Source organism: Peptoclostridium sp., assembly GCF_009881055.1.
In the GTDB taxonomy this organism is placed as follows: domain Bacteria; phylum Bacillota; class Clostridia; order Peptostreptococcales; family Peptostreptococcaceae; genus Peptoclostridium_A.
In genome coordinates, this window is the sequence record NZ_WXFG01000005.1 from 13214 (window position 1) to 34173 (window position 20960).

At 47.2% G+C, this 20960-nt stretch carries 20 protein-coding genes; 3 read left to right on the forward strand and 17 right to left on the reverse strand.

The features are described from left to right. Positions 1–25: 25 nt before the first annotated feature. Positions 26–451 (reverse strand): universal stress protein, encoded by a 426-nt coding sequence (locus GT589_RS00770; protein ID WP_293394495.1) that lies wholly within the window; start codon positions 449–451, stop codon positions 26–28. A gap of 278 nt (positions 452–729) precedes the next feature. Between GT589_RS00770 and GT589_RS00775 the strand changes: the two genes are divergently transcribed. Then, entirely contained in the window at positions 730–2055 is a 1326-nt protein-coding gene (locus GT589_RS00775) for a L,D-transpeptidase family protein (protein ID WP_293394498.1), read from the forward strand. 87 nt (positions 2056–2142) lie between these two features. Here GT589_RS00775 and GT589_RS00780 read toward each other — a convergent pair whose 3' ends face one another. After that, positions 2143–2391, reverse strand: coding sequence for a hypothetical protein (locus GT589_RS00780; protein WP_293394501.1), 249 nt, complete (start codon positions 2389–2391; stop codon positions 2143–2145). A gap of 326 nt (positions 2392–2717) precedes the next feature. On the opposite strand from GT589_RS00780, the gene gap reads away from it, so the two are divergent. Continuing rightward, positions 2718–3734: a type I glyceraldehyde-3-phosphate dehydrogenase gene (gene gap, locus GT589_RS00785; RefSeq protein WP_293394503.1), complete on the forward strand. Its 1017-nt coding sequence runs from the start codon at positions 2718–2720 to the stop codon at positions 3732–3734. A 399-nt stretch (positions 3735–4133) separates the two neighbouring features. Here gap and saoB read toward each other — a convergent pair whose 3' ends face one another. The 13 genes from saoB to GT589_RS00850 all read right to left on the reverse strand — a co-directional run bounded on the left by saoB (position 4134) and on the right by GT589_RS00850 (position 16673). Beyond that, a complete protein-coding gene (saoB, locus tag GT589_RS00790; RefSeq protein ID WP_442952072.1) occupies positions 4134–4919 on the reverse strand; it encodes an ABC transporter substrate-binding (seleno)protein SaoB in 786 nt (261 codons plus the stop codon). Position 4920: 1 nt separating this feature from the next. Then, entirely contained in the window at positions 4921–5397 is a 477-nt protein-coding gene (gene saoC, locus GT589_RS00795) for a Cys-Cys-COOH (seleno)protein SaoC (protein ID WP_293394509.1), read from the reverse strand. 15 nt (positions 5398–5412) lie between these two features. After that, complete coding sequence (gene saoE, locus GT589_RS00800; RefSeq protein WP_293394512.1) at positions 5413–6510, reverse strand: efflux transporter SaoE; 1098 nt, start codon at positions 6508–6510, stop codon at positions 5413–5415. Positions 6511–6516: 6 nt separating this feature from the next. Next, positions 6517–6771: a thioredoxin-like (seleno)protein SaoT gene (gene saoT, locus GT589_RS00805; RefSeq protein WP_293394515.1), complete on the reverse strand. Its 255-nt coding sequence runs from the start codon at positions 6769–6771 to the stop codon at positions 6517–6519. A gap of 519 nt (positions 6772–7290) precedes the next feature. Next, positions 7291–8040, reverse strand: coding sequence for a phosphate ABC transporter ATP-binding protein (locus GT589_RS00810; protein WP_293394517.1), 750 nt, complete (start codon positions 8038–8040; stop codon positions 7291–7293). A gap of 1 nt (position 8041) precedes the next feature. Beyond that, a complete protein-coding gene (locus tag GT589_RS00815; RefSeq protein ID WP_293394520.1) occupies positions 8042–8875 on the reverse strand; it encodes a PstA family ABC transporter permease in 834 nt (277 codons plus the stop codon). Between the two features lie 18 nt (positions 8876–8893). Continuing rightward, on the reverse strand, positions 8894–9751 hold the full coding sequence (pstC, locus tag GT589_RS00820) for a phosphate ABC transporter permease subunit PstC (RefSeq protein WP_293394523.1): 858 nt from the start codon (positions 9749–9751) through the stop codon (positions 8894–8896). Positions 9752–9836: 85 nt separating this feature from the next. After that, entirely contained in the window at positions 9837–10739 is a 903-nt protein-coding gene (locus GT589_RS00825) for a phosphate ABC transporter substrate-binding protein (protein WP_293394526.1), read from the reverse strand. A gap of 520 nt (positions 10740–11259) precedes the next feature. Further along, positions 11260–12522, reverse strand: a complete 1263-nt coding sequence (locus GT589_RS00830; protein WP_293394529.1) for an alkaline phosphatase family protein — start codon at positions 12520–12522, stop codon at positions 11260–11262. Then, a complete protein-coding gene (locus GT589_RS00835; RefSeq protein WP_293394532.1) occupies positions 12519–13313 on the reverse strand; it encodes a hypothetical protein in 795 nt (264 codons plus the stop codon). Before GT589_RS00835 ends, GT589_RS00830 begins: the two co-directional genes overlap by 4 nt. A gap of 4 nt (positions 13314–13317) precedes the next feature. Further along, positions 13318–14703, reverse strand: coding sequence for an NAD(P)/FAD-dependent oxidoreductase (locus GT589_RS00840; protein ID WP_293394535.1), 1386 nt, complete (start codon positions 14701–14703; stop codon positions 13318–13320). 59 nt (positions 14704–14762) lie between these two features. Further along, on the reverse strand, positions 14763–15629 hold the full coding sequence (locus tag GT589_RS00845; protein WP_293394538.1) for a hypothetical protein: 867 nt from the start codon (positions 15627–15629) through the stop codon (positions 14763–14765). Positions 15630–15644: 15 nt separating this feature from the next. Next, positions 15645–16673, reverse strand: a complete 1029-nt coding sequence (locus tag GT589_RS00850; protein WP_293394541.1) for an LCP family protein — start codon at positions 16671–16673, stop codon at positions 15645–15647. Between the two features lie 188 nt (positions 16674–16861). Here GT589_RS00850 and mscL point away from each other — a divergent pair, with 188 nt between their 5' ends. Next, positions 16862–17260, forward strand: coding sequence for a large-conductance mechanosensitive channel protein MscL (gene mscL / locus GT589_RS00855; protein WP_293394544.1), 399 nt, complete (start codon positions 16862–16864; stop codon positions 17258–17260). A 72-nt stretch (positions 17261–17332) separates the two neighbouring features. On the opposite strand, the gene GT589_RS00860 is transcribed toward mscL, so the two are convergent. Together GT589_RS00860 and GT589_RS00865 are read right to left on the reverse strand one after the other, a co-directional pair. Next, positions 17333–19144, reverse strand: coding sequence for an ABC transporter ATP-binding protein (locus tag GT589_RS00860; RefSeq protein WP_293394547.1), 1812 nt, complete (start codon positions 19142–19144; stop codon positions 17333–17335). After that, on the reverse strand, positions 19134–20873 hold the full coding sequence (locus GT589_RS00865; protein WP_293394550.1) for an ABC transporter ATP-binding protein: 1740 nt from the start codon (positions 20871–20873) through the stop codon (positions 19134–19136). The genes GT589_RS00860 and GT589_RS00865 overlap by 11 nt, the downstream gene beginning before the upstream one ends. Between the last annotated feature and the right edge of the window lie 87 nt (positions 20874–20960).

The window sequence follows — 20960 nt, forward strand, 5'->3', positions numbered from 1 at the left end:
TATATTTTATAGTGGATATTTCTCATCACCTTATTACGAACACGGGCATAGACGCATGGTGGACTACCTTGCTGGCCACAGAACCGATCAGGAATCTCTTTGCTCCACTCATTCCATGTGTGCATATTATTATCATGTCACATTCTTCCCTTTCGGCCATGTCGATTATCTCTGCAGCCGGGTCGCCTGTTGCTATGTGGAATGTAACCTTTATGTCACTGCCTTCGAATTTGGATTTTGCTCCTTCTATTATTGTTTCAGCTCTCGCCTTGAGATATTCATCCATCGTCTGAAAATTTTGCGTTATAAAAGTCTGGGTAAATCCCGGTTCTATGTCTGCCACATTCAGCACTATTATTTCTGCACCGAACTTTTCCGCAAAGCTTATAGCAATATCATACGCCTTTAGGCAAAAATCCGAGCCGTCGACCGGCAATAGTATCTTCTTCATTAAAATCCCCTCCACAATTTGATATTTATTTATACGCTTATTCAGATTTTCTAATCCCATTTGGAATATCCATGATGTACATTTTTTGTATACCCTCAAACATTTCCTGCAAACCTAATTAAATATACATCAACGGGGTATATAAATATATACACTCTGATACCGTCACTTTTTCTTCTAAAAAATCCAGGATGGTGATTCGAATTATGAAAGAACTGTTAATAAAAACTGTAATTGTTTCCCTAATGAGCACAGCGCCCATTTCTACCAATCCCGATGTGACATCTATTACTGCCTCGGCTACTGCAGCGCAGTTGAATTCCTTGATGACGCAGGGGGTCATGGATACGGCGGATGTGGCGAATTATACTCTTGAGGAGAACGTGAACGCTCAGGATATTTCCGAAGACGAGAAACTGGCCGTTCAGGGAGAAGCTGATACGCTCGTGCCTCAGGAGGAGGTACCTGCCCAGCAGGAGATTCAGCAGCAGCCTTCTGAGCCTGCAGCCGTGGCTCCTGCCAGCAATGTCATTGAGACATACAACACTGTGCTTCCAGCTTCGATAGCCCTTAATCTCAAATACGACAAATACCTACCCGCCTATGACTATGTGCTGCTTTCCAAGGGTTCTGTCAATATAAGGGAAGCTCCTAATACAGGCTCGAAAGTGGTAAGGACAGCCGGGTATTTTGAGAAAGTCAATGTGACAGAGGCTGTGACAGGAGAGTTTCTCTCCAAGTACAACTCCAGCAAATGGTACAAGGTGTTCTGGTATCAAAATGGGACAATACGGTCTGGCTACATGTTCTCTTCTCTTGTCGAAAAACGAGGTTTCCAGTTCGACAAGATGGCATCCTCGCTTGAAAATCTGCGCACTCAGATATCCAGCGGAAAGATGGGCTATGTTAACAACTACAAGAACAGGAACGGTCTTCCTCCTCTTTATAAGGGTTCCACAAGCGACAAATACGGCACACTCCGAGACCAGAGCGCCCCGGCATACGCGAGCCTCGGCAACAAGTCAGAGCTTATTTACTTTGACGACGGCAAGCTCCTTAGGATAGTCGGCGAACAGGATTCATACTACAAGGTTGAGTCACTTGAACGTCCAGGCAGCTACCTTGTACCCAAGAAGTACGTATACACAAAAAATGCTCCTTCTTCTCTGGGCCAGGTTATAGTAGTCGACAGAAAGAACCAGAATGAGGCAGTATTCGAATGGACAGGCAGCTCATGGCAGATGATTTCCTATACGTTTGCAACCACCGGAGCGCAGGACAAGTACAGGTTTGAAACTCCGCTCGGCTATTTCATGGCGATTGAAAGAAAGTCCAAATTCCTGTATCTTGACGATATAACTAAAGAGATTGCCGGCTACGCACCTTATGCCATACGCTTCTCCGGTGGGGCCTATGTGCACGGCGTGCCGGTGGACTATATAAAGAAAAACGGCCAGCTTGTCGATCCGGGCCAGAAGGAGACCCTATATACTCTGGGAACAGTCCCCAGATCCCACAAGTGCGTCAGGAACTATACGTCACACGCGAAGTTTCTGTATGACTGGGTAAAGATTGGTCAGACTTCCGTAATAGTAATAGAATAGCCTTAGCATAGCATTCAAAAAATCAAAAATCCCGGATCAGCATATTTCTATGAGGCGCTGATTCGGGATATTCTTTACTTTTGTAATCTATATATGTTTATATTCCAAAGCTCTCTCGAGATTGGATATATTGTCCTCTGAAAAAAGATCTCTGCCTGTGGCTTTTATGTAAAAGCTGTTTATAGTCCTTATGTCATTGAACATAAAAGCGCTCGGCTTTGTAAGCCTGAGTCCTGTCAGCAGACTCGCTATTTCCTTTATTTCGTCCTCTGTTATTCTCACCGTGTTCTCCAATGTTGGCCCCCCTCTGTCTGTCACCTGTTCTTTGGCCGGCATACGCCGTTTAAAAAAGATAATAAGTATATACCTTCTTAAAAGCAGCTTTAAACATATATCCCTGTGTTTTTTAAATAACAGCCCGGTCAGGGACCCTTTTAAGGATGTTGCGTTTTTCGAAAACTTCTGTATGCATGCTGCAACATAGCCTGCTTAGTTCGTAACTGTTGGGGTATATTTATAGTTGACGGCAAATTTATACGGAAATTTTATAGTCCCGCTAACCTTGACAAACCGACGTAGTAAATGTATAAATAATATGTAATATTTTATATAAAGTATGTCACATTGATTTTGTAACTCAATTACATAGAGGGGGGTTTTTTATGGCAATAAAAGTTGGTATTAACGGATTTGGAAGGATCGGAAGGCTTTTCCTAAGAATAGCCCAGACTAAGCTTGCAGGCGATATCGAGGTTGTTGCTCTAAACGCCAGGGCTGACGTGGCTACTCTTGCGCATCTTTACAAATATGACTCTTGCTTTGGAAGAGCAAAGGACGATGTGAAAACTGCCGAGAACGCTCTAATAATAAACGGCAAAGAGATAAAGGTAATCCAGGCTAAAGAGCCTAAGGACATTCCTTGGAAGGACCTTGGAGTTGACATAGTTGTGGAGTCTACTGGTGTTTTCGTAAAAAGAGACCAGCTTGAAGGACACATAACTGCCGGAGCCAAGAAAGTAATACTTACAGCGCCTGCTAAGGACGGAGAAGATATAACTATGGTTATGGGCGTGAACGACGATATGTACGACCACGCAGTCCACAATATAATATCTAACGCTTCTTGTACTACAAACTGCCTTGCTCCAGTTGCGAAGGTGCTTGACGAGAAATTCGGAATAGTTAGAGGCTTCATGACTACTGTTCACGCGTATACTAACGACCAGAGAATACTTGACAAGAGCCACAAGGATCTTAGAAGGGCAAGGGCTGCTGCTGAGTCTATAATACCTACTACTACCGGCGCGGCTAAGGCTGTTGGCCTTGTGCTTCCAAACCTCAAGGGCAAGCTTGACGGCTATGCGCTAAGAGTTCCAGTGCCAACTGGCTCTATAACTGACCTTGTTTGCGAGCTTGAAAAGAACGCTACTGCTGAAGAGGTGAATGCAGCTCTTAAAGAGGCTTCTGAAACTTATCTAAAGGGCATACTTGGCTTCAGTGACGAGCCGCTTGTGTCTGTAGACTATGTTGGTGACGAGCACTCTTCTATAGTTGACTCTCTTCTTACTAAGGTTATGGGCGGCAACATGGTTAAGCTTGCTGCATGGTATGACAATGAGTGGGGCTATTCTGTAAGGGTTGTTGATATGGTTAATATGGTTGCGGAGAAGATGAAGTAAGGATAAAAAATGAAGGGATGCCCGAGGGCATCCCTTTTTGTTTTGAAAAAAGACGAAATAAAATTCTTCTGGCTCGCGTGAAAAGCTAATCCAAGGAATAATTGGCCTTTAAATTTCGTTTTGTGATTTCCATTTGGCTTATGCTCGAATACAAGAAACAGTCGGTCTTAGACTCCGCTTTTGGATTTCCGTGCAGCTCATGCTCACTGCAGCTCTTGAATTTTGAGAACTCGCTGCGCTCAGACACTCAAAATTCTGCTGCCGCAGCATCGCATTTTGCCGGGAAATCTGCAAAAGCAGACTCCAATAAGACCTTGCCTGTTTTTCTTGTATTCAATCGCCGCGATAATCCAGATAAGCGCAGCGTAAATCCGATGAAACAAAGCCAGGTCTTTTTTATTAGTCAAGCTGCAGGAACTTAACCCGCAATTCTCCGAGTGTGTGTCTGTCTGCGGGCGAAAACTCCATGTCCTTGTATTTTTCCAGCTGCTTTGCCAGGACGTTTGTGTCTGAGAGTTCTTTGGCGCAATGGTTGTAGAGTTTTATGAATTCGCGGAAGCCTTCGCTTTTTTTGAATTCCTTGTTTACTACAAGCACGCAGGTTATGTGGTCGGCTTTGATGGCCGCGCTTTCTTTTTGTCCCGCGAGAAAAAATCCGCTTGTGAAGTCGGCAAGTACCGAGTCTACCTGTCCGTTTTCAAGCGCATACGGCAGGGCCGTACCCATCAATTTTTTCATTTGCGCGTTCTTGCCAAGGTTCTCAAGCACTATGTTGTCCAGATGCGGTCTGTTCTGTGGCACTCCCGTTATGCCTGGATTTTCCCTGTCTTTGAATACGAACATGCTTGTGTTTTGCATTACATCGCCTATTATTTCAAATTCCCTGTTAGTTTTTACAAACTCCCTGGCAGCGTCGGGACACAGAAATGCCATGTCCATCACATCCGAGCTCAATGCCCATTGAGCCGATGCGCTTCAGCAGTCGCCTATTATATATGCTTCCAGCTCGCGGCCTTCTACCTTGCCCGCGGCTTCTGTGCTGCTCGAGATGTAGTCTAGAAGCAGCCCAGAGCTTTCAGTGGATGCTCCTACTCTGACATTGCTGCTGAGACTCTCCTTTGGCATGAACGTGAAGACTGCAATTGCTAAGGCTACCATTAACACGGCTTTTTTTAGGAATCCCATGTTAATCACAGCAGTCTTCCATGCCTTCTCCGAACAGGTTTATTATCTGGTTGTCTACAATTCTGTATATTGCATAGCCTACGCTTCCGTTTTTGGAGCCTGACACTATGAACTCAAGCTCGTCCTTTTCGTCTATGTCCTTGAATTGAATTTTCTGGTTCTCCGCTGGCGCTGGTATGGGTTCTGTCAACTGGTGCTTTTCATTTTCTTTTGCGATGACTGCACACATTTGCTTTTTGCCCTTTTCGTTATCGAATATAACTATCAAATCCTTGCCGCCATCGTTTGTTATATCGTCGTATGCGCATTTTACGGGCTCTCTGTCAGGATGCTGGGTCTTGAAATATGCAAGCAGCTGGTTGTCTGCTGAGACTCCAAGGTCTGCTGTTTTGTTTTCACTCGCTGGTTTGCTGCTGCAACCACTTAATCCTGCTATGACCATCATAATTGCCATGATGCATGAAATTTTTCTTATCATTTTTCTGCTCCCTCCTTACGCCGCTTTTTTCGATATTGACGCCATGGCAGTCTTTATTCCTGGCATAACTGCGCGAATAAAAAAAACAAATATTATGAATGAGCACATATACTCTACAGGCTTTGGAAAATCTATGAGCAGCGTGTTTGCCGCCTTTATCGAATTGGATGTCCTGTCAAAGTTCATCGCAGGCTCAAAGCCCGGCATGAGCAGCAGATTGGCAACATACCCGAATGCAAGCGCCGTAAGCGTTATTACTGTGCTGTATATGATTGCCGTCCTTTTTCCCATGAGGTTAAGCATGCTTATGAGCTCGGGGAAATTCGTGGCGGCTCCCGCCATCAGAAATGTTATGCCCACTCCTGGCGCTGCGCCGCTTGCAATAAGCGCGGCTATAAATGGTATGTGGCCAACTGCACACACATACATTATTGTAGCAAGAACAGCTATGCTTCCAAGCGACAACATGTTGGGATTGCCAAGGAAGCTTTGTATGTAATCCTGAGGAACTGCCGTAAGCAGAAAGCCGGCGAACAGCATTCCCGGTATCACATACTTGCTTACCGCAAGCGCAAGGTCGTTTATTGCCCAGTTGAGTCCCGATTTTATTCTTTCGGCAAGAACCGGCCTTGTGCCCTCCTCCAGCTCAAGCATCCTGGCCTGTATATTCTCCTCCACTCCTGGAGCCACAAGCTCAGGACCTGCGAACATATTGCCTATAATGCCTATCAGCATAGGCACTGTAAAGCCCGCTATTACGTATATTATGGTTATCTCCGGACCCAGGAGGCCATAGCAGAGTATAACTGCTATCGGGTTGATTATAGGCGTTGCTGTCATAAAAGCAAGCACAGGTCCAAGATACGCACCTGAGTAGTATAGGCTTATCCCAAGAGGTATTACGCCGCAGCTGCATATAGGAAGGAGCATTCCTGATATCGTGCTCTTTAGAAGCGAAGACAGCTTCTTGTTTCCCAGCATCCTCTGGAACTTGTCGGGCGACATTATGTCATGAAGCACCCCTGCCAGTATGAAGCTGAAAACAAGCCAGGCCGATGCGCTGTTTAATATGTTAAAGCCTGCAAGTACCATTCTTTCAATAAATCCTAACATGTTTATCTATCCTTTCACGGCCTCTTCAATGGCCTCAGTTATGCTTTTTTCAGACAGGTTCTGAATTTTCTTCTTTTCACCTATTACTATCATGCTCTTTGTGACCATACCGTATTTTTTTATGTATCCAAAATCCTTCCCAGCCCTGTAAATGACCAGCTCCAGCTTGTCTTCATGCTGCTTTGCCAAGCTTTCTACGAAAGCTCCATATTTGTCACATCAAGCGCAGGTGTTTATGAACTCAATCAGTATTTTTCCCATAACGTACTCCTTCCTTATTTTTATCTTTCGTCTTAGCCCTAATTATATATACTAGTGCCTCGACTTCAAAATATATAATACAGGTTTTCTCTCATGTTTCGGACTATTATTCGAATATTTTATTGTACAGTGTTTTATTATTAATAACTCTAATGATTTTGCGCACCTTTTTATTCAAGTAAAAGCAGAGTTCATCAATTCATATTCATATCGCTGAATCCAAACGGAATAAATCAGCCTTAATTTAATGAGCTTTACTTTACAGGGCGCAAAACCGATGAAAAAAAGCCAGGTCTTTTTGAGGCTCGTTTTGATGAGGTTGCAGGCGATGCATGTGTACAAAGTCGCAGAATTTTGAGTGTTTGAGCGCAGCGAGTTCTCAAAATTCCAGAGCTTTGAAATATGCTAGCCTTTGCAACCTCCAAAACGAGACATAAGACCGGCTTTTTCATCGATAATAGCCACCTCTGGCTGGTGTGTTTTAAAGGCCAATTATTTCACCGGATTGCGCTAACACATCTACCCAAAAATCCCTTCGATATACTGCCTTGTCCTCTCGTCCTTCGGATTTGAAAACACCTCCGAGGTCCTTCCAAATTCAACAAGCTCGCCTGACATCATGAACATCGTGTAGTCGGCTATCCTTCTTGCCTGCGCAAGGTTGTGGGTTACTATTACTATTGCGTAGTCTCTTGAAAGCTCTTTTAGCATGGCTTCTATCTTGGCCGTGTTCTGGATGTCAAGGGCCGAGCAGGGCTCGTCGAGCAGGAGCACTGAAGGCTCAACAGTGAGCGCTCTTGCTATGCAAAGCCTCTGCTGCTGTCCTCCTGACAGCTTCCTTGCCGGCATGTCCAGGCAGTGCGACACCTCGTCGTATAGGCCAGCAACCTGGAGCTTTTCCCTTGCAATCTGGCCAAGACGCTCCTTGTCCCTTATGCCGTGGTACCTTGGAGCATAAGTCATGTTATCCTTTATGCTTAGGGGAAACGGCGCCGGATTTTGAAAAACCATGCCCAGCTTGCTTCTTAGCTTTTCTCTCGGAATGTTCCTTGCATCCTTGCCCTCAAGCAGTATGCTGCCCTTTACGGAGCCGTCCTTCTCGTCCTCGACAAGAAGGTTGAGACTCTTTATGAACGTGGTCTTGCCGCAGCCAGAAGGGCCTATTAATGCTGTGATTGAGTTTTTGTATATGTCGACGTTTATGTCACTTAGAACGATTTTGCTCGCATAAGTTGCGCACATTCCTTTTATTTGCATTATTCTATCCATGTCATTCTCCTCTGTTCACTTTTCCAAAGAGCATCGCCGCTCCGTTTATCGCAAGTATCAAAAGCATGAGCACAGTAGCCGTTCCATATACGTATTCTGTAGGAGCTCCTTCTCCAATGAGCACATAAAGATGGTAAGAAAGCGCCATGGCCGGAGACATAATGCTTTCCGGAGCCTTTGCGTATATTACCGCACCTGTAAATATTATTGGCGCTGTGGCTCCCATTGCAAAGCCTCCTGCAAGCGCCACAGCGCTGATAATGTCTGGAAGCGCCTTGCGCAGCACAAGCCTTTTTATGGTATAGTACCTTGAAACGCCAAGCGCATACGATGACAGCAGCATATCCTGCTCAATCTCGCCCAGCCTTTTTTCAACCCTAACCTCAATAAAGGGAAAAATCATTATGCCAAGTACAAGTCCTCCAGAGAGAACCGACACGCCAAAACCCATCTTGAGAACAAAGAGTGTGTAGCCGAAAAGTCCAAGAACTATTGAAGGCATCCCGGCAGTAGATTCTATGACCAGCCTTACTATGCTGTAGAGCCTTCTGCTGCCGCAGTAAAACTTGAGGTATACTGCCGTTGAAATTGCAAGTAGAGATGCTACTGCACAGGCAACTCCTGTAAATGCCAAGCTGCCTATTATGGCGGGGTATATGCCTCCGCTTGAGCCCAGAGGAAAGCCCTTTGGCGAATCCAGTAGAAACTCTGTACTTACCATCCCGCCCCCTTTTAGGAGTATATAGCCTAATATGAAAAATGCTACAGCAAATGTGAGCGCCGCGCTGAGCACGCTCCATATCAGAAATCTATTGTATTTGCTTTTTTTGTCCATTTGGATTCTCCCATAACGTTATAAGTCTGCACCTTTTTTTATGTGCGACACCAGCATACTGACTGCGAACCTCATAATTATCAGTATGAAACCCGCCGCAAAGAGCGCATGATAGTGCAGGCTGCCGACAGGCGCACCACCCATCTCGAGCGCTATTAGAGCCGGTATTGTCTCGCATTTTCCAAGCAGCCTTGGAAATATCGGGCTGTTGCCTATGACCATCATTACAGCCATCGTCTCGCCCATGCCCCTTGCAAGCGCAAGCACCGCGCCTGCAAGCACGCTTCTGCTCGCTGCCGGCAGCACAAGATACCTTACCATGTGCCATTTAGAAACTCCAAGGCTGTCAGACGAGGTCTTGTACGACTTCATTATGCCAACCATTGTTGTGTCGCATGTTGATATAATGTACGGCAAAATCATTATCGCAAGCACCATTCCGCCCGCAAGCGCACTCTCTCCGGACGACATTGAAAAGTGTCTCTCAAAATATCCAACGACCACCATGAGCCCCATGAAGCCAAATACAACAGAAGGCAATCCCGCCATGAGATCAATGAACGGCTTTAGCAGCCTCCTTGCCGCTTCCCCCGCAACGCACGACAGGAATACTGCCGTACCGACACCTATCGGAAGCGCTATTACAACCGCGAGAAATGAAACGTATACAGTGGCAAACACCATAGGCAGTATCGAAAGCACGGGATCCGTCCCCATGGGGTGCCACCTTTCATTTGTAAAAAATCCAGCCACTCCCGAATGCCTGAAGGCCGGGAGGCTCTCAGCCCCTATAAAGAATATTATGAAGCCAAGTATAGCAACCGAAACAAGCGTGAACGCCTTTATTATAAACTCAAAAACCTTATCCCTTTTCATATACTCCCCTTTCATGTAGAGTCGACAAGAAAATCCAGAAGATAAACCTTCTGGATTTTGTTCTGGACTCACGTATTTTATTTTACTACTTTGCAGGGACAAAACCCATCTTTTCAACGGTTTTCATGCCTTCCTCAGAAAGCATAAGGTCTACGAAAATCCGCTCCTGAGGCAGAAGTTCCCCGCTTTTTATTACTATAAGGGGTCTTGATATCTTGTATGCTCCGCTTATTATGTTTTCCTTTACAGGTGCCACGCCATCAACTTCAAGAGGCGTTATCTTTCCTGCATTTTGATTCACAAGACCGTAAGATGCATAGCCTATCGCATCCTTGTTCTCCATTATCTTAGTAACGAGTGCTCCCATTGAAGGCTCCTGTATAGCCTCGGCTTTAACCTGAGCATCTCCCATGACCTTGTCCTGGAAAACCTGGTGAGCACCGCCGCCTATGTCTCTTGTAACTACAACTATCTCGTTGTGAGGAAGTCCTGGTGCAACCTCATCCCAGTACTTATACTCACCTGAGAATATCTTCATAACCTCTTCTGTAGTGAGGTTCTTTTTTACATCAAGTATAGGGTTTTCAGGGTTTACCGATATTGTAAGTACGTCAAGACCGAGTCTGAATTCCTTGTAGTCCTTTATCTGCTCTTTCTCCTCGTCCTTTACTTCCCTTGAAACCATTCCAAAATCGCTTGTACCGTCTATTACAGACTTAACGCCGGCACTCGAGCCTCCCGCTGATACGAAGAGGTCTATGCTCTTTTCAGGAAAATCAGCACTAACCTTGTTCCAGGTCTCGTTAGCGTCAATAAAATCGGTAGCTATCTGGGATACAACAGGTGCAAGCGTAGACGAGCCCTTGAAGAATATTTGCGACTTGAACTCATCCTTTGACGCTTCCTCCGCCGGCTGCTGAGAACATCCTGTAAGCGCCAGTGAAAGAATCATCATTGAAGCTACTATAAGACTCCAAAATCTCTTCATCCAAATTCCCCTTTCATCTCTTAACATATTTTTTACATACTTTACAATATTAAATTGTATCAGAGATGAAATCCCACGTATAATCGAATATTCTTATCATATGCCATTTCTATATAATGTTTTTCAATGGTATTTCGTCCTATCCCCCCCGCCCTGCATTAGCAAAGTCTTTTGTACAATTTGTATGCTTGATGCAGCGCAAATCCGCTGAAAAAGCCGGTCTTATATCGAATTTACACTGTCTAGCGCCGAAATTTGTTTGATTATATCTGAGCAAGAATCCAAATGGAATCAAGCAGGCCTGATTTAATGAGTTTTGAATGATTTCCTGGCAAAATGCATGAATGAAATCGTCGTGATTTTGAGTGTCTGAGCGAAGCGAGTTCTCGAAATCACAGATTTCAGAATGGATAAGCCAATTGGAAATCACAAAATGAAATTTAAAGGCCAATTATTCCTTTGGATTCATCTATAACCAGACATACAAAAAGACAAGAGAACCGTCCCCTTGTCTTTTTGCTTATTCAGCTTCCAGCTTGTTCACCTGCTGAGGTGTGTAGAGTATGTCCCTTGGTCCGGAGCGCAGGTGGCAGAGCTTAGCCCTGTCTGTCATGTTGAGTATCATAGGGATGAGGTCTGTGCCATTCATCCTTATGCTGCCCTTTGCGCAGCTCCTCTCTCCGAAGGTTTCCACATCATCCACCCTAAGGCCTTCCCCTATGAACATTATGGGAACAGGCTCCCCCGAATGTATTAGAGCTCCGCCACTTGGTGTCGAGTGGTCGCCCGTCACTATGAGCAGTGTATCCTCAAGTCCTTCGACAAGTTTTCCGATTCTATTGTCTATGTCCTCTATTGCCTTGACCTTGTTGAACGGATTCTTGGTGTGCGCCGCCTCGTCGGGAGCCTTGGTGTGCATGTGCACAAAGTCCCAGTCGCCCTCTATGGCAGTTTCTATGGCGTTCTCGAGCGTGTCGTATTTTATGTAGTCCATGCCCAACAGCTGTGCAAGCCCTCTCATGAGCCTGCTCTGCCCGAGCACGGCCCCTCTCATGCCGTTTTGCACGTGAAACGGCGTCAAAACGCTGTGCTCAGCTGCCCATTTTATCATAAGGAAGTTGGCAGGCTGCATGCCCGCCGCCATCCTCCTGGCGTTTATCTCATGGGCGTAGAGTCTCCTTGAGCACTCCAGAAGGTATCTATTCATTATGCCGGCTGTGCGCACGGCCCTTTCATCGTCTGTTTCAAAAGGCTCTATCTTCATTACATGCTGGTCCTTGTAGAAGGGATCTGCATCGGATATCATGCTGCTTAGGCCTTCTCCTTCCACAACCAAAAAGCCGTGGCTGTCGTATGAAAACACCCACTCGAAGCTGCAGCCTTCGAATTCCTTGGGAAGCGCCCTTGAAAGCTCCATGGCCTCGTCCTTTGAAAGCTCCTGAGTGAACCGATCACGCAGCATGAAACCGCCATCCAGCTTCTCAGTCCACGCCCAGGAGGTCCTCATGTAGACTCTGCCCTTTTCTATGATCAGGCCTTCACCCTGGGCATCTATTACTGTCCTGCCCGGGTACTTGTCTGGATTGTAGCCAAAGAGTATGAAGTGTGCCATCTCAGTGCCAAGGGGCACGCCCTGTCTCCAGGGCACCATTATCCCGGTTTCGGCCCTCTTGCAGATGGCGTCGAGCTTTGGAGTCCTGGCGTACTCGAGCGGCGTCTTGCCGCCGAGCTCGGCGAAGGTTCTGTCTCCTACGCCGTCCAGAAGCAGTATTATAGTCTTCATAGCAAGCCCTCTACAGCTTTCATCATTTCCTTCTTGCCTGCATGCTCGTCTTTTATTATCACCTCTGTAAGTCTTGCGCACACGGGATACAGGTACTCTTCAAGGAATCGGTCAAGCTGCGCCTCATCGAATATCGCCTTGCCCGATGCATCGTTGTAGTTTCCGCTATATACGCACTCCGGGTGCTTTGAGCTTTCTGCCCAGTCCCAGCCTATTATTTCAGATATTTCATTGCCTGCGTATATCTTCCTTAGCGGCTCGACAAGCTCCACTCCGAAGCTCTCGACTATCCTCTTGTATGTGTCCAGGCTCCTTGGAAGCTGGTTGACCTTTATCCTGTTGTCGTGGTATTCCCTTTCTCCGGCTATTATCTTCCTGCCAAGCCTTAGAGCCATTGGAATCCTTAGTATGTGGAAATACGCATGGCAGCCTATGCATGGATTGTAGAAGCCGAATTTTTCAATCAGCATTGTTGCGAACCTGCCGTTTATGACGCTCCACAGCTGTGGATTGCTGTATACCACGAGTTCGTGCACCTTCTTCCTGCCGCCATACATTCTGTCTATCTGCTCAACCAGCAGGGCATGATTTTCCCTTATGGCGTCCAGATTGCCGTATTCAGTGCCGGCAAAGCTTGCCACAGGAAGCACGTCGTTTATGTCGTCCCTTTCCATTGCCTTTATTATAGCTGCTGCGCTGTCCCTTCCCGAGAACTCGCCTATGGCTGTGTCTTTTGGAAGGGAATTTATTATGCTTTCTATCTTGTCGTTTTCCGTGTTGAAATATATCACGCTATCACTCCTTTGAGCTTATTACTCTGGCTACGTGTACTCCGCTTGCACTCGCCTGAGAGAGCGACCTTGTAGTGCCGCTTCCGTCTCCTATGGCATACATGCCCTCTATCTCCGTCTCAAGGTCTTCATTGAGTTCGAGCCTTGAGCTGTAGAATTTGACCTCTACGCCGTAAAGGAGCGTGTCCTCGTTTGCCATTCCGGGGAACATCTTGTCGAGCTGGAATATCATCTCTATTATATCATCCAGCTGCCTCTTTGGCAGTACCAGGCTGAGATCTCCCGGAGTGGCTTCCAGCGTAGGCCTTGTGAAGCTCTGCGTGAGCCTGTGGTGGTTCGTCCTTCTTCCTCCTATCAGATCCCCAAAGCGCTGCACCAGCACGCCTCCGCCAAGCAGATTTGAAAACGACGCTATCCGCTTGCCGTATGCGTATGGGTCGTCGAAGGGCTCTGTAAAGCGGCTGCTTACCAGCAGGGCAAAGTTGGTGTTCTCGCTGCCTAGGCTCTTGTCGGAAAAGCTGTGCCCGTTTACAGTTATTATGCCGTCCGTGTTCTCGGTAACCACGTAGCCATTAGGATTCATGCAGAAGGTCCTTACTATGTCGCCGTAAGCCTTTGTCCTGTACTTTATCTTCGCCTCATATATCTCGCTCGTTATATCCTCAAGCACCTGCGAGGGCACCTCCACCCTTACACCCACGTCCACCTGGTTGTTTATAAGATGCAGCCCCAGGTTCTCCCTGCACTGCTTGGCAAACCACTCGGCGCCGCTTCTTCCGACTGCTATTATCAGGTAGTCGCTCTTGAATATGTCCTCGTCGCTTTCAAGCTCGAACCTGTGCCTTGAATCCTCATATGCATTGACATTTTTTATCCTCGTCCTGAAGTGGAACTTTACACCGCTGGACTTAAGCTGCTCGTACATATGCTTTAGTATGCGAAGATTCTTCTCTGTCCCAAGGTGCCTGACCCTGCCTTCAAGCAGGTGAAGGTCGTGCTTTAGGGCCTCCTTCTTGTAGCCGCTCTTTGGCTCGTAGACCTCCTCGAGCTCCTCATCGGACGTCTCAAGTATGACCTGGTCCACATATTCCATAAGGCTGAGCGCGTCCTTGTCGTCTATATAGTCTGTGAGCCAGCCTCCGTACTCTGTTGTTATGTTGTACTTGCCATCCGAAAAGGCACCCGCTCCCCCAAAGCCGCTCATTATGGCGCATGGCTTGCAGTTTATGCAGTTTCTTGTCTTGCCCTCGAGTATAGGACACTTCCTGTCGTATATGCTCTGTCCCTGCTCGAACACGTTTATCTCCAGCTTGTCGCCCAGGAGCTTGTGCAGCTCATATGCTGCGAATAGGCCGCTGGCGCCCGCCCCTACAATGTTTACAGTTTTCAAATACTCCACCCCCGTCAGTTGTTGAGATATTTTAATCTCATACCCTAAATCTTCTTTTACTATTGCTCCTTAAGCGTCTGCGTAAGCTTGTTTATCTCGTTTTGAACCGTAGGTGTCAGCTTAAAGCCCTCAGCCTCCAGCACTTTATAGTACTGCTTGAAAAGCTCGAGGAACCGGCTGTCCTCCTCCATAGCTATCGCCTTCCTGTAGCCATCCATGGCCTCCTGCGAGAGCGTGTTGCCCGGCTGCTCGAATACGGCCCAGTTCAGATACGCCGCAATATAAAACATATACAGCTCTTTTATGTCAGCCACCTTCTGCGACTCCGGGAATTCTTCCATGAACTTTTCTGCTGCCAGTATTCTTCCAAGAAACTCCTCCATTGATATTGCAGCATGGCCGTCCACCATTGCAAATTCGCTGTATTCGGCGTTCATTATCTCTATATACGATTTCCAGTCTTCTGTGACATACTTCGAATACTCCTTGTACATGCTGTAGTCTATATAGGGATAGAAGTTGCCTTCAAGCGATATAAGTGTGTAGCCCCTTTGCCTCGTTGTCTCCACGAATTCTTTTAGGTCCTGGTCCTGCACCTGGTCTTTGCTGTCTATCTTGGCCGCCATTCCTGACTGCTCTATGAGCCTCTGCTGCAGATCCCCTTCAAATGCCTCTGAAATTCTCTGTTCTACGAGCTCTTTTTGTGTTTTTTCAAGCTCCGCAATCACTCTTGAGGCATTTACAGGCGAAAGCTTGCTCATGTTCTCCTTGGCAAAGTCAAGCACACTCTTTTCATCATGCTCTGCTGCCACCATCTTCTCAAAGCTCTGCATCAGGCCCTTCGCGACATCCTCCGGCGTTTTTGTCGAGCATCCTGCAATAGCAACGGCTATGACGGCTAGTAGTGTAACTATAAGTCTTCTCATGTTCATCCCCCCGTCTTAGTTGGTGCCCAGCTTCTTGAAGGCCGAGCTGTTGTCGGGAACAGCCACCTGCGAGGCGTCCATTCCCGGATATGCGAACTGGTGAAACTTGGCTGACGTCTCCTTGAGCCTTGGGACCATTACCCACTGCTTGTTTATCTTGCCTGTGGCATAGTCACCGTTGGCGGGAAGCCTCAGGCTTTCGATTTTCATGCCTTCCGCCTGCGTGTAGCTGTAGCCGAATGCAAGCATGTCCCCGATGCTTATGTCGCTCCTTAAATAAGGGTAAATCTGCTTTGCCATTTCCGCCCCGTCCTTTAATCCCAAGCCTTTGACCTTGTCTATTATAAGGGCTATGACCCTTCTTTGGCGCTCAGTCCGCTCATAATCTCCGTTTCCAACAAATCTTATGCTCGTGTATGCAAGCGTCTGGTCTCCGTTGAGATTATACACGCCTGGTCCGCTCAGATAGTTCTGCGGCCCCTGCTTGATGTAGTTGTTGAGCTCGTCCACCTCATACGGCTTGACATCGACTATGACTCCCTCGAGCATGTCTACTACCTTCTGGAAGCCGTAAAAATCTATGACCGCATAGTGCCCTATGTCTATGTTGAAATTGTACTTGAGTGCCCTCATCAGGAGCTCGGGTCCGCCGTATGTATAGGCTGCATTTATTTTGGAATATCCCTTGCCGGGTATGTCTACATACAAATCCCTCATTATTGAAGTAAGCCTCGTGGTTTTGTTTTTGAAATCAAGCGTGACTACCATTATGGAGTCGGTTCTTCCCTTGAACTCCATGCCTCTGTCGTCAATCCCCAGTAGCAGTATGTTTATGGTTTTACCGCTCTGCGCAGGCAGCTGGATGTCCTTGTTTGCCTTAGCCATCAGCTTTTCCTTCTTAGTGGGCTCCGGCTTTTGTATGGCCCGGCTCTCCTCGAGAGGCTTCCACTGCAAAAAAATGTATGCTGTGATGGCCAAAAGTATAGCTGCTATAAGCAGCGGTGCAAATTTTCGTCTGGTGTTTTTCCCTTTCGCCTTTTCCATGCCATATGTCCGGCAAGCAAAACCCTGCCAGCCTCCTTTCAGTTTTCTTATAGAGTTTATACACTCAAAGCGGGCATTTGAAACTGCCGGTGCAGTCATTCGGAACTATTTCAATTTCAATTTTGTTGCCTTCACATTTTTTCGGGGTAGAAATATCTCATACAATATATTTTTCGGAGGTGGCTTTTATGCTCAAGGAATTCAAAGATTTTGCGCTCCGAGGTAATGTAATAGATCTTGCAGTCGGTTTTGTTATAGGCGGCGCTTTCGGCAAGATAGTTGCATCTTTTGTGAATGATGTGCTTATGCCACTTTTGGGCCTCGTAATAGGCGGCGTTAATTTTGCAGATCTTAAGTATGTATTCAAGGCCGCACAGGGGGATATCCCGGAGCTCGCGCTTCGGTACGGGGCTTTCATGCAGTCCATTATTGACTTCCTGATAATTGCGTTCTCCATTTTCATGTTCATAAAAATGCTCTCCAGAATGAAAAAGAAACAGGAGGAAGCTCCTGCCGCTCCTCCTGAACCAAGCAAAGAGGAGGTTCTGCTTGGTGAGATAAGGGACATACTCAAGGAACAAAGATAACATTTAAAAACCGAGTGCCGAGGCGCTTTACCACTCCTCTTCACTCGGTTTTGTGTTGATTTTCAAATTTTGCTATTCTCTTCTGAACTGACTATTGTAAAGGTCGTGATAAAACCCGCCTTTTCTGAGAAGCTCCTCGTGGCTGCCTCTTTCTATTATTTCTCCTCCGTTTATCACTAGTATGGTGTCAGCATTCTTTATTGTACCCAGTCTGTGGGCTATTACAAAGCTCGTCCTGTTCTTCATTAGCTTAAGCATGGCCTCTTGTATGTGCATCTCCGTGCGCGTATCCACGCTGCTTGTAGCCTCATCCAGTATGAGTATTGCCGGGTCTGCCAGCACAGCCCTTGCTATGGCTATGAGCTGCTTTTGTCCCTGGCTCAGGTTGCTTCCATCCTCCGAGAGGATGGTGTCATAGCGCTGAGGCAGCCTTCTTATAAAGCAATGAGCGTTTGAGAGCCTTGCTGCCAGCTCGACTTCCTTGTCTGTCGCATCAAGCCTTCCATACCTTATGTTGTCCATTACCGTGCCTGAAAACAAATAGGTGTCCTGCAGCACTATTCCAAGAGACGACCTGAGGCTGTCGCGGCTTATATTTCTAATGTCAATTCCGTCTATTAGTATTCTGCCCTCGCTGACATCGTAAAAGCGGGTTAGCAGGTTTACTATGGTCGTCTTTCCTGCTCCTGTCGGACCTACCAGCGCCACCGAGTGCCCTGGCGGCACGTGCATGCTTATGTTCCTCAGCACGCTTTGCCCCTCCTCATATCCAAACGCCACCCCCTCGAGTGTCACCTCGCCCCTTACGCGCTCGAGCTTTATTGCGTCCGGAGCGTCCTCGGGCTCCGGCTGCTCATCCGCTATTTCAAACACCCTCTCCGCCCCCGCTATTGCTGTCTGGAATGTGTTGAACTGATTGGCAAGCTCGTTTAGAGGCCTGGAAAACTGCCTTGAGTAGTTTATGAAGCTGGCTATGACTCCCACGGTTATTGTTCCCTTCACCGCCAGGTAGCCTCCTGCTCCCGCAACTATGGCGAAACCCATATTGTTCAGAAGGTTCATAAGCGGTGGAATTACTCCTGAGAATATCTGAGCAGGTATGGCGCAGTCTCTGAGCCTGATGTTCCCTTTTTCAAATGCTTCAAGACCTTCTCTCTCGCGTGTGAACACCTTCACTGCCTTTATGCCGGATATGCTCTCCTCTATGTAGCCGTTGAGCTCCCCTATAGCCCTTTGCTGCTCGAGGAAGCGCTCCTTAGTCGCTTTGGCTATGGCATCAGTCGTATAAAGCATCAGCGGCACTATGGTCAGTGTCAGCAATGTCAGCAAGGGGCTCAGATAAAGCATCATGGCTACTGTTCCTGCCAGCATCAGCACGCTTGATGCTATCTGCGTTATGCTCGTGTTGAGTGTGCTGCTTATATTTTCAACATCGTTGGTCAGCCTGCTCATCACATCTCCATGCTGTCTGCTGTCAAAGAATTTCAGCGGCAGCTCCTGAAGCCTGACAAAGACATCTAGTCTTATATTTCGGACTGCGTCCTGAGCCATGCCTATTATTACGTAGTTCTGAAGCCATGTTGCTGCCGCTCCCAGGATGTATAGCATAGCCATTAGCAATGTTATGCCAAGAAGGCCCCCGTAGTCTCCCGGTATTATGTACTTGTCGATTGCTATGCCTATCAGGAGGGGTCCGGCAAGCATTAAGGACGAGCTTAGCGCGACAAGCAGCGCCGAAACCGCAAGCGCCCCCTTTTTTCTTGACATGTAAGGCCAGAGCCTCTTTATGACGGCCTTCCTGTCCCTTGGCTTTTCTCCCGGAATCCTGGCTCCGTGAGCTCCTCCGAATCTTGGCTGCTGTCTTTGCATTGGCCTATTCTCCATTTGCGCACGCCTCCCCGCCAAGCTGAGACTTGCATATATCCTGATATATGGCGCTCTTTGAAAGAAGCTGGGAATGCGTACCCTGATCAGCTATCTCACCGTCCTCGAGCAGCAATATATTGTCGGCGTCGATAACCGAGCTCACCCTCTGAGCTATTATTATGGTGGTGGTGTCCTTGAGCATTGCTCTCAGCGCGTTTTGGAGCCTTGCTTCAGTCCCCATGTCGATGGCGCTTGTGCTGTCATCGAGTATTAGTATTGGCGCTTTTTTTAGCAGAGCTCTTGCAATGGATATGCGCTGCTTCTGGCCGCCTGATATGTTGACGCCTCTTTGCCCTAGCAGCGTATCATAGCCGTTTTCAAAATTCATTATGAAATCGTGAGCCTGAGCAGCCTTTGCAGCCTCAATCACCTCACCCATGCTGGCATCCCGCCTGCCCCAGCGTATATTTTCCTCCACAGTGCCCGAAAACAGTATCGACTCCTGGAGGACGAGGCTTATTCCTCCTCGCAGAGCTGCGAGCCGCATGCTGCGCACGTCCCTGCCGTCCACAATAACACTGCCCTCCGTCACGTCATAAAGCCTCGGTATAAGACTCACAAGCGTGGACTTGCCCGAGCCTGTCGAACCGAGTATTGCCACCGTCTCTCCGGACTTTATTTCGAAGGATATGTTCTTTAGTACCATGTCTCCGCTGGCTCCTTCGTACCTGAATGATACGTTTTCAAAAACTATATCCCCTCCCGATACCGGCTCGTTGCTTGCACCTTCAATCTCAGCTATGTCCTGCCTCGTTTCGAGCACTTCGCTTATTCTCTGTGCCGAGGCCTTCGCCCTTGAAAACATCATGAGCACGAAGGTTACCATTAACAGGGAAAACAGTATGAGGGTCATGTAGTTTATGAAAGCCATTATCTCCCCTACCTTTATTGCTCCGCCCCTTACCTGTATTCCGCCAAACCAAAGCACAGCGGCGATGCTGAGGTTCATTATGAGCATCATCAGAGGCATGGTCAGCGCCATAAGCCTCAATGCCCTTACCGTCACATCGACGAGCTCCTCGTTTGCATTTGCAAATCTATCTCTCTCAAATGCCCCTCTTACAAAGGCCTTTACCACCCTGACTCCCACCAGATTCTCTCTTGTAACGAGGTTGACATTGTCCAGCTTCTGCTGAAGCTTTGCAAACAGCGGAAAACCCTTTCTTATTACGGCCGAAAGCGCCATTATCAGCACCGGAATTGACACCCCCATTATGAGAGCGAGTCCTGGATTTATGCCTATTGCCATTACAAGGCCTCCTACTGCAAGCAGAGGTGCCCTGACAAGTATCCTCAGCGACATCATCACTACGTTCTGCATCTGTGTGACATCGTTTGTAAGCCTCGTTATGAGCGTCGCTGTCTGGAAGCTGTCTATGTTTTCAAATGAAAAGCTCTGTATCTTCCTGTAAAGCGCCGAGCGCAGGTCTGTTCCAAAATTCAAACTCGCATGGCTTGAAGCCGCTATGCAGCCCAATCCTCCGAGGAAGCCCAAAATGGCAATCCCTATCATTACTGCACCTGTTCTGATTATCAAATCCACGTCGCCTGATGCTATCCCTTTGTCTACTATGCTTGCCAGGAGCCTTGGCTGCAAAAGGTCTGCCACCACCTCGACAAGCATGAGCAGCGGCGCCAGCAGGGCTGATTTCCAGTAGGGCTTTATATATTTTAAAAGCTTGACCATGTTTTCCTCCAAAATAAGCCTATATTCACCAAAGCAGCTGCTTAGATATATTATATATCCCACTTTCAATGTGAAAAAGCACATGCC

Excerpts from the sequence above, each read along its gene's own strand:
- pstC (WP_293394523.1), bottom strand. The coding sequence starts at position 9,751 with ATGAAAAGGGATAAGGTTTTTGAGTTTATAATAAAGGCGTTCACGCTT.
- gap (WP_293394503.1), top strand. The coding sequence starts at position 2,718 with ATGGCAATAAAAGTTGGTATTAACGGATTTGGAAGGATCGGAAGGCTT.
- mscL (WP_293394544.1), top strand. The coding sequence starts at position 16,862 with ATGCTCAAGGAATTCAAAGATTTTGCGCTCCGAGGTAATGTAATAGAT.
- GT589_RS00850 (WP_293394541.1), bottom strand. The coding sequence starts at position 16,673 with ATGGAAAAGGCGAAAGGGAAAAACACCAGACGAAAATTTGCACCGCTG.
- GT589_RS00770 (WP_293394495.1), bottom strand. The coding sequence starts at position 451 with ATGAAGAAGATACTATTGCCGGTCGACGGCTCGGATTTTTGCCTAAAG.
- GT589_RS00815 (WP_293394520.1), bottom strand. The coding sequence starts at position 8,875 with ATGGACAAAAAAAGCAAATACAATAGATTTCTGATATGGAGCGTGCTC.
- GT589_RS00830 (WP_293394529.1), bottom strand. The coding sequence starts at position 12,522 with ATGAAGACTATAATACTGCTTCTGGACGGCGTAGGAGACAGAACCTTC.
- GT589_RS00810 (WP_293394517.1), bottom strand. The coding sequence starts at position 8,040 with ATGGATAGAATAATGCAAATAAAAGGAATGTGCGCAACTTATGCGAGC.
- GT589_RS00860 (WP_293394547.1), bottom strand. The coding sequence starts at position 19,144 with ATGGAGAATAGGCCAATGCAAAGACAGCAGCCAAGATTCGGAGGAGCT.
- GT589_RS00780 (WP_293394501.1), bottom strand. The coding sequence starts at position 2,391 with ATGCCGGCCAAAGAACAGGTGACAGACAGAGGGGGGCCAACATTGGAG.
- GT589_RS00865 (WP_293394550.1), bottom strand. The coding sequence starts at position 20,873 with ATGGTCAAGCTTTTAAAATATATAAAGCCCTACTGGAAATCAGCCCTG.
- saoE (WP_293394512.1), bottom strand. The coding sequence starts at position 6,510 with ATGTTAGGATTTATTGAAAGAATGGTACTTGCAGGCTTTAACATATTA.
- saoC (WP_293394509.1), bottom strand. The coding sequence starts at position 5,397 with ATGATAAGAAAAATTTCATGCATCATGGCAATTATGATGGTCATAGCA.
- GT589_RS00825 (WP_293394526.1), bottom strand. The coding sequence starts at position 10,739 with ATGAAGAGATTTTGGAGTCTTATAGTAGCTTCAATGATGATTCTTTCA.
- GT589_RS00845 (WP_293394538.1), bottom strand. The coding sequence starts at position 15,629 with ATGAGAAGACTTATAGTTACACTACTAGCCGTCATAGCCGTTGCTATT.